This is a genomic window from Desulfosarcina cetonica JCM 12296 (assembly GCF_001311845.1).
In the GTDB taxonomy this organism is placed as follows: domain Bacteria; phylum Desulfobacterota; class Desulfobacteria; order Desulfobacterales; family Desulfosarcinaceae; genus Desulfosarcina; species Desulfosarcina cetonica.
The window spans coordinates 1-13,068 of record NZ_BBCC01000172.1; the positions used below are offsets into that span (position 1 = coordinate 1).

At 62.5% G+C, this 13,068-nt stretch carries 13 protein-coding genes and 1 pseudogene; 13 read left to right on the forward strand and 1 reads right to left on the reverse strand.

What is annotated here, in order from left to right; translation table 11 throughout:
* From JCM12296_RS40330 to JCM12296_RS26705, 5 genes and pseudogenes are all read left to right on the forward strand, one after another.
* Positions 1-212, forward strand: a 212-nt coding sequence (locus JCM12296_RS40330; RefSeq protein WP_218188297.1) for a hypothetical protein, incomplete at its 5' end; no start/stop codon positions are given.
* A 37-nt stretch (positions 213-249) separates the two neighbouring features.
* A pseudogene (nuoD, locus tag JCM12296_RS48185) lies at positions 250-1,721 on the forward strand (NADH dehydrogenase (quinone) subunit D).
* Between the two features lie 148 nt (positions 1,722-1,869).
* Positions 1,870-2,355, forward strand: coding sequence for an NADH-quinone oxidoreductase subunit NuoE (gene nuoE, locus JCM12296_RS26695; RefSeq protein WP_246804925.1), 486 nt, complete (start codon positions 1,870-1,872; stop codon positions 2,353-2,355).
* Positions 2,352-3,626, forward strand: coding sequence for a complex I 51 kDa subunit family protein (locus tag JCM12296_RS26700; protein ID WP_054699567.1), 1,275 nt, complete (start codon positions 2,352-2,354; stop codon positions 3,624-3,626). Before nuoE ends, JCM12296_RS26700 begins: the two co-directional genes overlap by 4 nt.
* 164 nt (positions 3,627-3,790) lie before the next feature.
* Entirely contained in the window at positions 3,791-4,834 is a 1,044-nt protein-coding gene (locus JCM12296_RS26705; protein ID WP_083456553.1) for an NADH-quinone oxidoreductase subunit G, read from the forward strand.
* Here the strand turns inward: JCM12296_RS26705 and JCM12296_RS26710 are convergent.
* Positions 4,824-5,117 (reverse strand): hypothetical protein, encoded by a 294-nt coding sequence (locus JCM12296_RS26710; RefSeq protein ID WP_054699571.1) that lies wholly within the window; start codon positions 5,115-5,117, stop codon positions 4,824-4,826. The two genes, JCM12296_RS26705 and JCM12296_RS26710, sit on opposite strands and share 11 nt — an antisense overlap.
* A gap of 2 nt (positions 5,118-5,119) precedes the next feature.
* On the opposite strand from JCM12296_RS26710, the gene JCM12296_RS26715 reads away from it, so the two are divergent.
* The 8 genes from JCM12296_RS26715 to JCM12296_RS26750 form a co-directional block, all read left to right on the forward strand.
* Positions 5,120-6,211 (forward strand): hypothetical protein, encoded by a 1,092-nt coding sequence (locus JCM12296_RS26715; RefSeq protein ID WP_054699573.1) that lies wholly within the window; start codon positions 5,120-5,122, stop codon positions 6,209-6,211.
* Positions 6,212-6,259: 48 nt separating this feature from the next.
* Positions 6,260-7,195, forward strand: coding sequence for an NADH-quinone oxidoreductase subunit NuoH (gene nuoH, locus JCM12296_RS26720; RefSeq protein ID WP_054699575.1), 936 nt, complete (start codon positions 6,260-6,262; stop codon positions 7,193-7,195).
* A 59-nt stretch (positions 7,196-7,254) separates the two neighbouring features.
* Complete coding sequence (gene nuoI / locus JCM12296_RS26725; RefSeq protein WP_054699577.1) at positions 7,255-7,779, forward strand: NADH-quinone oxidoreductase subunit NuoI; 525 nt, start codon at positions 7,255-7,257, stop codon at positions 7,777-7,779.
* Positions 7,780-7,816: 37 nt separating this feature from the next.
* Positions 7,817-8,341, forward strand: a complete 525-nt coding sequence (locus JCM12296_RS26730; protein ID WP_054699579.1) for an NADH-quinone oxidoreductase subunit J family protein — start codon at positions 7,817-7,819, stop codon at positions 8,339-8,341.
* Entirely contained in the window at positions 8,338-8,658 is a 321-nt protein-coding gene (gene nuoK, locus JCM12296_RS26735; RefSeq protein WP_054699580.1) for an NADH-quinone oxidoreductase subunit NuoK, read from the forward strand. The genes JCM12296_RS26730 and nuoK overlap by 4 nt, the downstream gene beginning before the upstream one ends.
* A gap of 31 nt (positions 8,659-8,689) precedes the next feature.
* Positions 8,690-10,537 carry an NADH-quinone oxidoreductase subunit 5 family protein gene (locus JCM12296_RS26740; protein ID WP_246804927.1) on the forward strand — a complete coding sequence of 616 codons (1,848 nt, stop codon included), beginning with the start codon at positions 8,690-8,692 and terminating at the stop codon, positions 10,535-10,537.
* A gap of 2 nt (positions 10,538-10,539) precedes the next feature.
* Complete coding sequence (locus tag JCM12296_RS26745; protein WP_054699584.1) at positions 10,540-12,012, forward strand: complex I subunit 4 family protein; 1,473 nt, start codon at positions 10,540-10,542, stop codon at positions 12,010-12,012.
* A gap of 7 nt (positions 12,013-12,019) precedes the next feature.
* Positions 12,020-13,068, forward strand: a 1,049-nt coding sequence (locus tag JCM12296_RS26750) for an NADH-quinone oxidoreductase subunit N (RefSeq protein WP_054699586.1), incomplete at its 3' end; no start/stop codon positions are given.

Genomic DNA, 13,068 nt, shown 5'->3' on the forward strand with positions numbered 1-13,068 from the left:
GCGAGTTTAGTGAAACCGACCGCCGCCTGGCCGACGCCCTATCCCGGCGCTTCGGCGACCAGGTACGGGCACAGGCGCCCACCAGCGACATGGCCAGCTTCAGCGTGGATCCCGGTATCGTCGGGGATGTGTTGCGGTTCCTGAAGAATGAGGCCGAGCCGCGGTTTCAACGTCTGGACGACCTGACCGCCATCGACGAATCTGCGACGTGAGCCCGCGGATCGCGATTACACCCTGGTCTATCACCTATTGGCCTTCGAGCCGGCCACGCGCCTGCGGCTTTGCGTGCCACTGGCGGGTAAGGCGCCCAGCGCCGGCAGCGTTACCGGCATTTGGCCCTCGGCGGCCTGGTACGAGCGTGAAGTCTATGACATGTTCGGCATCGGCTTCGACGGACACCCGGATCTGCGGCGTCTGCTTATGCCCGATTACTGGCAGGGGCACCCCTTGCGCAAGTCCCATCCCGGCCGGGCCACGGATATGGCGCCCTACACCCAGGCCGACGCCCGCCGGTTGCAGCCGCGCGACGGCGGCTTTTTCGTGAAGAACCGCCACGGCCATCACGATTTGGTCCTCAACGTCGGTCCCCATCACGTGAGCACCCATGGGCTGATCCGTTACGTGCTGGCCCTGGATGGTGAGACAATCGAAGGCATGGACATCGAGATCGGCTATCACCACCGGGCGGCGGAGAAGATCGGTGAGCGCCAGACCTGGCACCAGTTCATCCCTTATACCGACCGGGTGGACTATCTGGCCGGGGCGGCCAACAACCTTCCCTATGTGATGGCCGTGGAGACCCTGGCGGGCATTGCCGTGCCATCCCGGGCCCAGTGCATTCGCGTGATGCTTTCGGAACTGTTCCGGCTGAGCAATCATCTGGTCTGGCTGGGGACTTACGCGCTTGACGTGGGGGCCATGACCCCGACCTTCTATACCTTCCGCGAACGGGAGATGATCCTCGACATCGTCGAGCTGATCACCGGCGGCCGCCTGCACCCGGCCTGGCTGCGCATCGGCGGGGTGGCCGCTGACCTGCCCGAGGGCTGGAAGGCCATGGTGGACGACTTCACGCGCATTTTTGCCGCGCGCATGGACGAGTACGAAGCCTGATCACCAAGAATCCGATCTTCCGTGCCCGCACCATGGGTGTCGGTGCCATCTCCCTGGCCGACGCCATGGACTGGGGCGTCACCGGTCCCAACCTGAGGGCCTGCGGACTGGCCTGGGATCTGCGCAAGGCCTTTCCCTACAGCGGTTACGAGCAGTTCGATTTTCAGGTGCCCACGGCCGAGGGCGGCGATTGTTATGCGCGCTACCTGGTACGTATCGAGGAGATGCGCCAGAGTCTCTCCCTCATCCGCCAGGCCGCCGAAGAGATGCCGCCGGGGCGCACCCTGACCGATGACTACCGCTACGTGGTGCCGGACAGGAAGAATATGCTTAAGGACATCGAGAGCCTGATCCACCATTTCATCAATGTCACCCGCGGGCCCAAGATTCCCAAGGGCGCGGCCTATGTAGCCTGCGAGATTCCCCGGGGCGAGCAGGGCTATTTCGTTGTCAGCGACGGATTGGGCTATGCCTACCGCATGCGTATCCGTTCGCCGGGGTTCGCCAATGTCCAGGCCCTGCCGTTGATGGCCAAGGGCCGGTTGCTGTCGGATTTGATCACCATTATCGGGTCGGTGGACTACATTCTACCGGACATCGACAGGTAAGTATGGCGGCTTTGCGAGAAACCCGATATCGGCGTTACGCGCATCCCTCGTCGCTGCGACGGACTAACGTACGCCTCACGCAAGCCTTGATCTCGGGCTTCTCACAAAGCCTTATGAACTTCACAGCATGGATTAACGGCAGATTACGTTGAAAGCAAACTTACCGGAAACGCTCGAGAAGGAACTTAAAGGCATGGTTGCCGGGGTGCCGCACCCGCGGGAGATGGCCATTGACGTGGTCAATCGCCTGCAGGACCACTACGGCTATCTCTCCGACGACTCCCTGGCGCTGGCCGCCGGTCTTCTGGAGATGACGCCGCTGGAGCTGGAGGAGTTGGCCACCTTCTATACCTTCATCTACCGCGAACCGGTGGGCCGCTACGTGATCCATGTGTGCGACAGCGTGATCTGCTGGATGGAGGGCGGCGTCAATCTGGTGGCGCATTTGCTGGCGCGGCTGGGCATCCAATTGGGCGAAACCACGGCCGACGGGCTCTTCACCGTCCTGCCGGTCTGCTGCATCGGCTACTGTGACCGGGCGCCGGCCATTCTGGTGAATCGCAAGGTGCACGGTCCCCTGACCATCGAATCCCTTGATCGGCTGGTCGACAGCCTGCGGGAGGATGCCGCGTGAGTGCCGATTATCCACAGGTGTTGCTGAAATACCGGCAGCCGGACCGCATCACCACCCTCGAGGAGTACCGGCAGCATGGCGGGTACACGGCCCTGGCGTCGGTCATTCAAAACGGCGATCCGGCGCCGGTCAAGGCCGTGCTGGCCGATGCCACCCTACTGGGCCGCGGCGGGGCCGGCTTTCCGGCCGGTGTCAAGCTCAAGACCGTGGCCGACGATGCCCCGCATCCGCGCTATGTGGTCTGCAACGCCGATGAAATGGAACCGGGAACCTTCAAGGATCGCGTCTTCCTGCACGCCGAGCCGCACATGCTCATCGAGGGCATGACTCTGGCGGCCTTTTCCATCCGGGCCTCTCACGGCATCATCTTCATCCGGCCCGAATACGAGAGCGCGGCGCGCATCCTGGAGCGGGAAATCGGCCTGGCGCGTGAGGCCGGCTTGGTGGGGGAGAACATTCTCGGCAGCGACTACGGTTTCAACATCGTCGTGCACCGCAGTGGCGGCCGCTATATCTGCGGCGAAGTCACCGCCCAACTGAACGCCCTCATGGGCCGGCGGCCCAACCCCAAGCAGCCACCCCCCTATGCCACCGACAAGGGCCTGTGGGCCAAGCCGACCCTGATCAACAATGTCGAGACCCTGGCGTGCATTCCCCATATCGTCAATCATGGGGCCCAGTGGTTCAAGGACCTGGCCCTGACCCCCGAGGCCGCCGGCACAAAACTGTTTTGTGTCTCGGGAAAGGTGAACCGGCCCGGCGTGTATGAGCTGCCCCTGGGGGTCAAGCTTTCGACGATCATCGAGGATTGTTGCGGGGGGATGAAAAACGGTGCGCGGTTCAAGGCCTGCCTGCCCGGCGGTGCCTCAACGGGGTTCATGACGGCCGAGCATTACGACATCGCCATGGATTTCGATTCCTTGAAAAAAGTCGGCAACCGATTGGGCACCGGGGCGATCATGGTGTTTGACCACCACACCTGCATGGTGGCGGCCACTTTGAACCTGACCGAATTCTTCGCCCGTGAATCCTGCGGCTGGTGCACCCCGTGCCGGGAGGGCTTCCCCTATTTGCGGGATCTGTTGGGGCGCATTGAAAATGGCCAGGGCGAGGCCGACATGATCCCCCAGATCAAAACGATCTGCCGGCACTTGTGGAAAACCTATTGCGCCTTCGCGCCGGGCGGGGTGGGGCCCATCGAGAGTCTCTTGGCCCACTTTGAAGACGAAATTATGCAACACATCGAAGAAAAGAAATGCCCGTTTGCGTAGGGGCAGGCCACCGTGGCTGCCCGAAAAGAATGTCAAAGGCCCAATGACAAATGTCAATTGAAGGCATGCTGTCGTTTAGAATAATAAAATCGGTTCCCATCCTTCAATTGTCATTCGGATTTTGACATTTGGCATTACCACCATACGGTTGAGTGCGAAAGATTATGCCGACTTTAAAGATAGATGACCGGGAAGTTACCGTTCCTCAAGGGACCAAGGTGATCGAGGCCGCCCAGCGGCTGGGCATCGTGATTCCCCGGTTTTGCTTTCACCCGGCCCTGGGATCGGTGGGGGCCTGTCGGGTGTGTGCCGTGGCCTTTAAGGAGGGACCGGTCAAGGGCATCCAGATGAGCTGCATGGTCGATGCCCAGGATGGCATGGTGGTTTCCACCACCGATGCCGAGGCAGTGGACTTTCGGCGACACGTGATCGAATTTCTCATGCTCAACCATCCCCACGACTGCCCGGTGTGCGACGAGGGCGGCCACTGCCTGCTCCAGGACCTGACCGTTGCCGGCGGCCACGGGATGCGCCGCTACCTGGGACGCAAACGCACCCACCGCAACCAATCCCTGGGCCCCTTGGTGCAGCACGAGATGAACCGCTGCATCCAGTGTTACCGTTGCGTGCGTTTCTACCAGGAATTCAGCGGCTACCGGGATTTGGGCGTGATGGGGATCGGCAGTCGGGTCTACTTTGGCCGCGTGGCTTCCGGCACGCTGGAGAGCCCCTTTGCCGGCAACCTGATCGACATCTGCCCCACGGGGGTATTCACGGACAAACCGTCGCGCTTTTTTGGCCGACGTTGGGATTTTCAGCGTCAGCCGTCGGTCTGTCTGCACTGCTCCCTGGGTTGCAATCTGACCGCCTCGGCGCGTTACCGCCAGGTGGTGCGTCACGAGGCGCGCTTCCATCCGGCGGTCAACGGCCATTTCATCTGCGACCGGGGACGCTTCGGATATGCCTATGCCAGCGCCCCCGACCGTCCCCGCCGGGCCATGGCGGTGGGCAAACCGGCTGCCGTGAGCGAGATTATGGATGCCGCCGGCGATGCGCTCCAAAGGGTCGCGGAGGCGTCCGGCCCCGAGAGCGTGGCTGTGATGGTCTCTCCGCGCTGCAGCCTGGAAACCTGGCGATGGCCAAGGCCGTTGCGCGGGAAAAAGGCTGGGCCGGCCCGGTCGTTGCCACTACCCAACGTCAAATGCTGAACATCCGGACGGCTGTTGGCCGTCTGACACCGGACCTGGCCGTCTCCCTGGCAGAGCTCGCCGATGCCGACGAGGTGCTGGTGGTGGGCGCGATCCCCTGAACGAGGCCCCCATGCTGGCCATGACCCTGCGCCAGACGACGCGTCGCGGCGGCCGGGTGACGGTCATCGATCCGCGCGGTATCCGCTTGCCCTTCGATTTCGATCACCTTGCCATTCATCCGGTCTCCCTTGGCAAAACCTTCGGGCACTTGTTCAGGAGATTCGCGAAAGCGGCAGTGCATCCATGGACGAGCCCCTGGCCGCCCTGGCCCGGCGGCTCAACGGCAGCCCGCGGCCGGTGGTGGTATGTGGCACGGAGATCACCCTGCCCGACGATATTGCATCTGCGGCGGATCTGGCCGAGGCCCTGCGGCCGACCCACAAGTCGGTGGGGCTCTTTTTTACCTTGGATGGCGCCAATGCCTTTGCCGCAGCCCTGATCGGCGACGCCGTCCTTTCCATGGAGACGCTGGCCGGACGGATCAGCGATGGAACGCTAAAGGCCCTGATTTTGGTGGAGGCGGATTCCCGTGTGTTTACGGATCGACCGGAGATGGCGGCGGCTCTGAACCGGCTGGAACAGGTGGTGGTGATGGACTATTTGGCCAGCCCCCTGAATTCCGTTGCAAGGCACTTTATCCCCACCCAGACCGTTTATGAATACGGCGGGCGTTGGATCAATCAGGAAGGGCGTCTGCAATCGGCCATGCCGGTGATGACCGGCGGTGAGCCCCTGAGCATGACCGGCGGCGGGGATCATCCGCCGCGGGTGTTCGGCCCCACGATTCCCGGTGACGACCCCATGGTCGCCTGGCGGGCACTGACCCAACTGGCCGGTGATGATCCGGCCACCGCCACATCTGAAGCACGGCTCAGAGCCGCTTTGGCGGATTTTCACCCGGCCGTGCCATCGTCCCTTTCGGATGGACGGATCGATCTAACAACGGCGAGTGGCGCCATCGAGCCGACGGAAGCCTTGACTGCGGATGCCCAAAGCCGCCTGGAGGCAGGTATTGCCCTGTTGCTGGTGGCCGACACGTTTGGCACCGAGCCTCTGTCCTCAGGGACGCCGGCCTTGGATGAACTGGCCGTCGCGTCAGCCGGGCGGATGCATCCCGAGACGTTGACCGAACTGGGCCTTGTGGCCGGTGGCCGGGTCACCCTGGCGGTCAACGGCGGCAGCCTGGATGTGCCGATAGACGCCGATCCGGCCATGGCGCCCGGCGTGCTGGTGATTCCCCGGCAGCATGGGCTGGACTGGCAGCTGGCGGGAGAGACCCGCCTGATCATCGACCGTTCGGCAATTGCGACCGAACCCCAACATGAAACCACCTGAGCATGGACTATCTCTTAGGCCTGATCGTTCTTTTCGCGAATCGCCGTGATGCTGGGCGGGCTTCTGCTGGCGGCCAGCTACCTGGTCTGGCTGGAACGTAAGCTGCTTGCCCGGCTGCAGATTCGCCTGGGACCCAACCGCTGCGGCATCTTCGGCCTGCTGCAACCCATCGCCGATGCCGTCAAGCTGCTCACCAAGGAGGACATCGTTCCCGACGCGGCAGACGGGGTGATCTTCCGGGTGGCGCCGGCGGTGGTGGCCATGACGGCCATGCTGATGTTCGCCGTGGTGCCGCTGGGGCCCGAGGTGCGCCTTTTCGGGCGGCCGGTGCCCATGGTGATCAGTGATCTCAACGTGGGCCTTTTGTACGTGTTCGCGCTTTCCTCCCTGGGCGTTTACGGCGTGGCCCTGGGCGGCTGGGCCGCCAACTCCAAGTTCGCCCTTTTGGGCGGTATCCGTGGCGCGGCGCAGATGATCAGCTACGAGCTTTCCCTGGGGCTTTCCCTGGTGCCGGTGGTCATGCTGGCCGGCTCCTTCAGCCTGACCGCCATTGTGGATGCCCAGGCCAAGGTGCCCTTCATCGTGCTCCAGCCGATCTCCTTTGTGATTTTCATGCTGAGCGCCATGGCCGAGAGCAAGCGCATTCCCTTCGACCTGCCCGAAGCGGAGAGCGAGCTGGGCGCCGGTTTTCACATGGAGTACTCGGGGATGCGCTTCGGACTCTTTTTCTTGGGAGAGTACGTGCACATCCAGGTGCTGGGCGCGCTCACGGCGGTCTTTTTCCTGGGCGGCTGGCACGGCCCCTGGCTGCCGCCGATCGTCTGGCTGCTGATCAAGATCTTCATCGTGGCCGTGATCATGATCTGGATCCGCGGCACCCTGCCGCGGCTGCGCTATGACCAGCTCATGGCCCTGGGCTGGAAGGTGCTGATTCCGGTGGCGCTGGTCAATATTGTGCTGACCGGCATGTTCATCCAGTTTTAATCGAGATAACGATTCATGAAAATTGATGAAAAAAAAATGACGCCCGAGGAGAACAGCGGCTGGTCGGCCGTAAAAGCCTGGTGGATGGCTTCGCCACCACGGCCAAACACCTGGTCCGCCGGCCGGTGACCGAATCCTATCCGGAGTTCAAGCGAAAGCTGCCGGCCCGTTCCCGGGCCCGCATCGTGTTGACCCGCGATCCCGACGGCCGGGAACGCTGCGTGGCCTGCTACCTCTGCTCGGCGGTCTGTCCGGTGAGCTGCATCAGCATGCAAAGCGCCGAGCAGGCCGACGGCCGGCGTTATGCCCGCTGGTTCCGTATCAACTTCGGCCGCTGTATTTACTGCGGGCTGTGCGAGGAGGCCTGTCCGACTTCGGCCATCCAGTTGACCCCGGACTTCGAGAACGTCCAGCGGGATATTCTCACCCTGGTCTTCGAGAAAAAGGATCTGTTGATCGACGGCCCGGGCAAGGACCCGGACTACAACTTTTACGCGCATGCCGGCATCGCCACCGACCAGCGGGATAAAGGCGAGCATATCAACGAGGCGCCGCCGGTCAACGTGCGCAGCAACATGCCGTGAGCGGCGCCGAACGGCATTTTTATCGAGACAGGCAACCATGTCCATCCTGACGATTTTATTTTACGCCATCGCCTTGTTGATCCTCGCCGCCACGGCCATGGCCGTGACCCGGCGCAACATGGTGCATGCGGTGCTCTACCTGGTGCTTTCCTTCTTCGGCACGGCGATGCTCTTCTATCTATTGGGCGCACCCTTCCTGGCCGCCCTGGAGATCATCATCTATGCCGGGGCGATCATGGTGCTGTTCCTTTTCATGATCATGATGCTCCGGCTGAAAAAGCCGCCGGGGATGTTTTTTCCGGCAGCCCAGCTACTGCCGGCCGTGTTGATCAGTGCCGGATTTCTGGTCGTCAGTACGGCGTTGATGGGGCGCACGAGCGCCGGATGGGATGCCATGGCCGCGGCCCAGGCCGATCCGACCGCTTTCGGCATCTATCTGTTCCAGAATCACTGGCTGGCCGTGGAGATCGCCTCCATGCTGCTCTTGGTCGCCCTGGTGGGCGCCTACCTTTTGGGATTGAGGGCGCGCCGGACGACGGCCGACCCGGAGGAGGCGTCGTGATCGTTCCCTTCAACCACGTATTGATCGTTTCATCCCTGCTTTTCGCCCTGGGCTTGTTTGCCACCCTGGCCCGACGCAACCTGATCATGATGCTTCTGGGCATCGAGATCATGCTCAACGCCGGCGCGTTGGCTTTCGTGGGCGCCTCCCTGAATTGGCGGCAGATGGAGGGACAGGCGGTGGTCATCTTTGTTCTGGCCATTGCCGCCACCGAGGTCGCCGTGGGCCTGGCCGCCATTGTCGGGATCTACCGGCACGGCGGATCCATCGATCCGGCGGTGGCGATGACCGCCGATCGGGAAGGAGGCGCCGCATGAACCTGAGCCTGACGGTTGCCTCATCGCTCTTTTGCTGCCGCTGATCGCCTTTGGCGTGATCATGGTGGCCACCCGTTCCCGTCACCAGCTGTCGGCCGGCATCGCCATTGGGGCGGCCGGGGGCTCATTGCTAGCGGCCATCTTTCTGCTGGCGTGGCACTGGCATATGGACCAGTCGCTGGTGTTCCAGACCGTCTGGATGGCATCCGGCCGGATGGCGGTGCCCATTGGCATCCTGCTGGATCCCTTGAGCCTGTTGATGTTCACCGTGGTGGCAACGATCAGTTTTTTGGTGCAGATCTATTCGCTGGGCTACATGGCCGGCGATCCGGGTTTCGGCCGGTATTACGGCTGCCTGTCCCTGTTCGCCTGGGCCATGCTGAGCCTCACGCTCTCCAGCTCCCTGGTGCAGCTTTACATTTTCTGGGAACTGGTCGGGCTGGCCTCCTATCTGCTGATCGGTTTCTGGTTCGAGAAATTCAGTGCCAGCGAGGCCGGCAAGAAAGCCTTTGTCATGACCCGTACCGGTGACGTGGCTTTCCTGCTGGGGTTGGTGCTGCTGTGGCTGCAACTGGGCACCCTGGACATCCCCGTGTTGACCGATCCGGCGGCCGTGGGCGCGCGGTTGTCGCCGGGCATGATCACCCTGGGCGGGCTGTTGATCTTCGGTGGCATCATCGGTAAGAGCGCTCAATTCCCGCTGCTCACCTGGCTGCCCGACGCCATGGAGGGCCCCACGCCGGTGAGCGCGCTTTTGCACTCGGCGACCATGGTGGCCGCCGGTGTCTACCTCTTCGCCCGGCTTTTCGGTTTCTTTTCCCTGTCGCCGACAACCATGGGCGTCTGCCTGGCCATCGGCACCATCAGCATGCTGATGGCTTCGACCATGGCCATGGTGGCCCGTGACATCAAACAGGTCTGGGCCTTTTCGACCATCAGCCAACTGGGGTTCATGCTCATGGGACTGGGTGGCGGCAGCCTGTTCGCCGGGGTTTTCCACCTGACCACGCATGCCGGCTTCAAGGCGCTGTTGTTCCTGTGTGCCGGCGTATTGATCCACCACTTTGGCACCAACGACATGTTCAGCATCGGTCGTCGGGGCGGGCGGCGGCTCAAAACCGTGATGGTCTGCCTGATCGTGGGCGCGGGCGCCCTGTCCGGCCTGCCGCCCTTATCGGGGTTTTTCAGCAAGGAGCTGATTCTGGGCAGCCTTCTGGACACGGGTCATCCGATCGCTTTCCTGGCGGGACTGATCGGTGCGTTTCTGACCACCTACTATTCGTTCCGCCTGATCTTCATTATCCTGTTTCCCCGGAAAGATGAAGCCGAACCGGCCGCCGATCACCCTGCGGCAAATGCCGGCGAATTCGGCGAGCGGGCCATGCTCGGCGTGCTCGGCGTCCTGGCGTCGGTGACGGTGGTGCTGGGCTTTGTCGAGGCGCCCTTGCATCGGTTTCTTTTTCAGACCCTGGCAACCCATGCGCCCGAAGCCGGGTTCCATGAGTGGCTGCCCATGCTGGCCGGTGGTCTGGCGCTGATAGCCATCTGCCAGGCCTGGTTCGAATTCGGCCGCAAGAAGGCGCCGCAGATCGGCTGGGTGGAGCGGTTCCCCGCGCTGGCGGATCTATTCGCTCAGCGCTGGTACCTGGACCGGTTTTACCGGTTGTTCTTGGATCGGTTTATCTACGGAACCGTGTCGCGACTCTTCACCGCCAATGACCGCAAGGTCATCGACGGCGCCCTGGACACGCTGGGGCTGTCCACCATCGGGCTGGGTCGGATCATGCAGCGGCTGCACGCCGCCATGATCCAGTACCGGCTGATGGCCATGTTCGCGGCGGTTGTCGGATTGGTGATATTTATCGGATGGGGCGGTTGACCATGGCATACCAGCTGGCCGAGTTTCCTGTTTTGACGACCCTTTTGCTTTGCTGCGGCATCGGGCTGATGGCGATCCTGCTGATCCCCGCCGAGAAGACGCGCCCCATCAAGATCGTCAGCGCCGTCTTCAGCGGGTTGACCCTTGCGATTTCCATTTATCTCTATGCGGCCTATGACCGGCAGCTGGGTGGGTTTCAGTTTGTCGAGCATGTGGATTGGATTCCCTCCCTGGGCATCGCCTACCATAACGGTGTGGACGGCTTTGCCCTGCCCATGCTGCTGTTGACCGGCATCGTCTTTTTCACCGCCGTCTTGACCATGTGGGAGCTGGAACTGCGCGTCAAGGAGTTCTTCGCCCTGATTTTCCTGCTCGTGGCCGGCGTCTTCGGCATGTTCATGGCCCTGGACCTCTTTTTCATTTTCGTCTGGTTCGATGTCTCCCTGTTTCCCATGTATCTGCTCATCGCCATCTGGGGCAGCACGCGCAAGGAGTACGGCGCCATGAAGCTGACCCTGTACCTGCTGGCCGGCAGCGCTTTGATTTTGCCGGCGATCGTTTATCTGGTAGCCCATTCCGGGAGCATGACCTTCGATCTGATCACCCTCATGCAGGGCCAGCGCTTCACCCCCGGCCAGCAGCGCTTGGCCTTTTTGCTGCTTTATATCGGGTTCGGGATCCTGGCCGCGGTCTTTCCCTTTCATACCTGGTCGCCGGTGGGCCATGTGGCCGCGCCCACGGCGGTTTCCATGATCCATGCCGGCGTACTGATGAAGATCGGGGCCTTCGGCATCCTGCGGGTGGGGATCTTCCTCTGCCCGGAGGGGTGGCATTATTGGGCACCGCTCATGGCGACCCTGGCGGTCTGCGGCATCGTTTACGGCGTTTTCGTCGGGCTGAGTCAGACCGACCTCAAGTACGTCATCGGCTACTCGAGCGTCTCGCACATGGGCATCGTGGGCCTGGGCCTCTCCACCGTGACCGTCGACGGGGTGAACGGCGCGGTTTTCCAGATGTTTGCCCACGGGATCATGACGGCGCTCTTCTTCTCATCGGTGGGTTACGTGTACGACCGCACCCACACCAAAACCATCGCCGATCTGGGCGGCTTGGGACGGATCATGCCGCGGGCGGCCTCCTTCTTCATCATCGCCGCCCTGGCCGGCATCGGCGTTCCTTGCCTGGCCAGCTTCTGGGGTGAGCTGGTGGTTTTCATCGCCTGTGTGCGCACCTACCCCGTGGCCGGCGTCCTGGCCATTGCCGCCCTGGCCGTGGGGGCGCTCTTCATGCTGCGCGTGGTGCAGAAAACCTGCTATGGGCCGCCGGTGGAAAAATTCGCCAATCTGCCGGATGTCTCCCTGACCATGGCCGTGCCGCGCGTGATTCTGGTGTCGGTGATCGTGCTCTTCGGCCTTTTTCCGGGACTGCTTTTCGACATGATTCACACGGCCACCATTCAACTGCTGGCCGGATAGGATAGCGATGGACTGGATACGGTTTACCCCCGAACTGACCCTTCTGGCCACCACGGCCGTGTTTTTCGTATTGGCCTGCCTGAAATCCGATCCACGGCGGGACTATCCCCTGGCCGTGGCCCTGGCGGCGGTCGTCGCCCTGGTCGGGATCGCCTGCACGCCGCTTAGCGGCGATCTGTTTGGCGGCGTCTACCGGGTGGATCTCTTCTCCCAGGTGTTCAAGGCGCTATTGGGGATCGGCTTTTTCCTGGTGGTGATCCTGTGTGACGATTTCGGCGGGGTCGCGCCCGAGCATCACCGTGAAGCCTATTTTTTACTCGGCGTCTGCACGCTGTCCATGATGCTGCTGGCCTCGGCGGTTCATTTGCTGGCCATCGTTCTGGCCTTGGAACTCTCCAGTTACTCCCTTTATCTCTTGGTGTTCCTGCGCCGCGATCGGCAAATGGGCATGGTGGCGGGCCTGCGCTACTTTTTGGTGGGCGCCAGTGCGTCGGCGATCATGCTGTTCGGCCTGGCCCTGATCTATGGGGCCACCGGCACGCTGCATGTGGACCGGCTGATCCACACGCTGCCGAACCTGATCGATCAGCCCCTGGTGGCCGCCGGCCTGCTGTTGACCCTGGCCGGCTTCTTTTTCAAGCTGGCCGTCTTTCCCTTTCATTTTTGGGCACCGGATGCCTACCAGGGGGCGCCCAATCCCGTGGCCGCCTTCATTGCCGCCGTTTCCAAGGTGGCTGCTGTGGCCATTTTGCTGCGATTGATCTCTTTGACCCAGGGCCATGGCGACATGTTGGCCCGCGGCCTGATTGCCATGGCCGTGCTCTCCATGACCGTGGGCAACCTGGCCGCCATTGCCCAACGGGATTTCAAACGCCTGATGGCCTTCTCCAGCGTGGCCCACGCCGGCTACCTGCTTCTGGCCATGCTCTGTATGACGCCGGCCGGGTACGCGGCGGCCATGTTTTATGCGGCGGCGGTGCTGGTGATGAAATTCACCTGTTTCATGGTCATGACCCGGGTGGCCGCCGACGGCCGCAACCTGCAGGTCAGCGACCT

Coding starts and splice junctions, on each gene's coding strand:
- JCM12296_RS26730 (WP_054699579.1), top strand. CDS start 7,817: ATGTCCATCCTGACGATTTTATTTTACGCCATCGCCTTGTTGATCCTC.
- JCM12296_RS26705 (WP_083456553.1), top strand. CDS start 3,791: ATGCCGACTTTAAAGATAGATGACCGGGAAGTTACCGTTCCTCAAGGG.
- JCM12296_RS26710 (WP_054699571.1), bottom strand. CDS start 5,117: ATGCACTGCCGCTTTCGCGAATCTCCTGAACAAGTGCCCGAAGGTTTT.
- JCM12296_RS26715 (WP_054699573.1), top strand. CDS start 5,120: ATGGACGAGCCCCTGGCCGCCCTGGCCCGGCGGCTCAACGGCAGCCCG.
- nuoH (WP_054699575.1), top strand. CDS start 6,260: ATGCTGGGCGGGCTTCTGCTGGCGGCCAGCTACCTGGTCTGGCTGGAA.
- JCM12296_RS26745 (WP_054699584.1), top strand. CDS start 10,540: ATGGCATACCAGCTGGCCGAGTTTCCTGTTTTGACGACCCTTTTGCTT.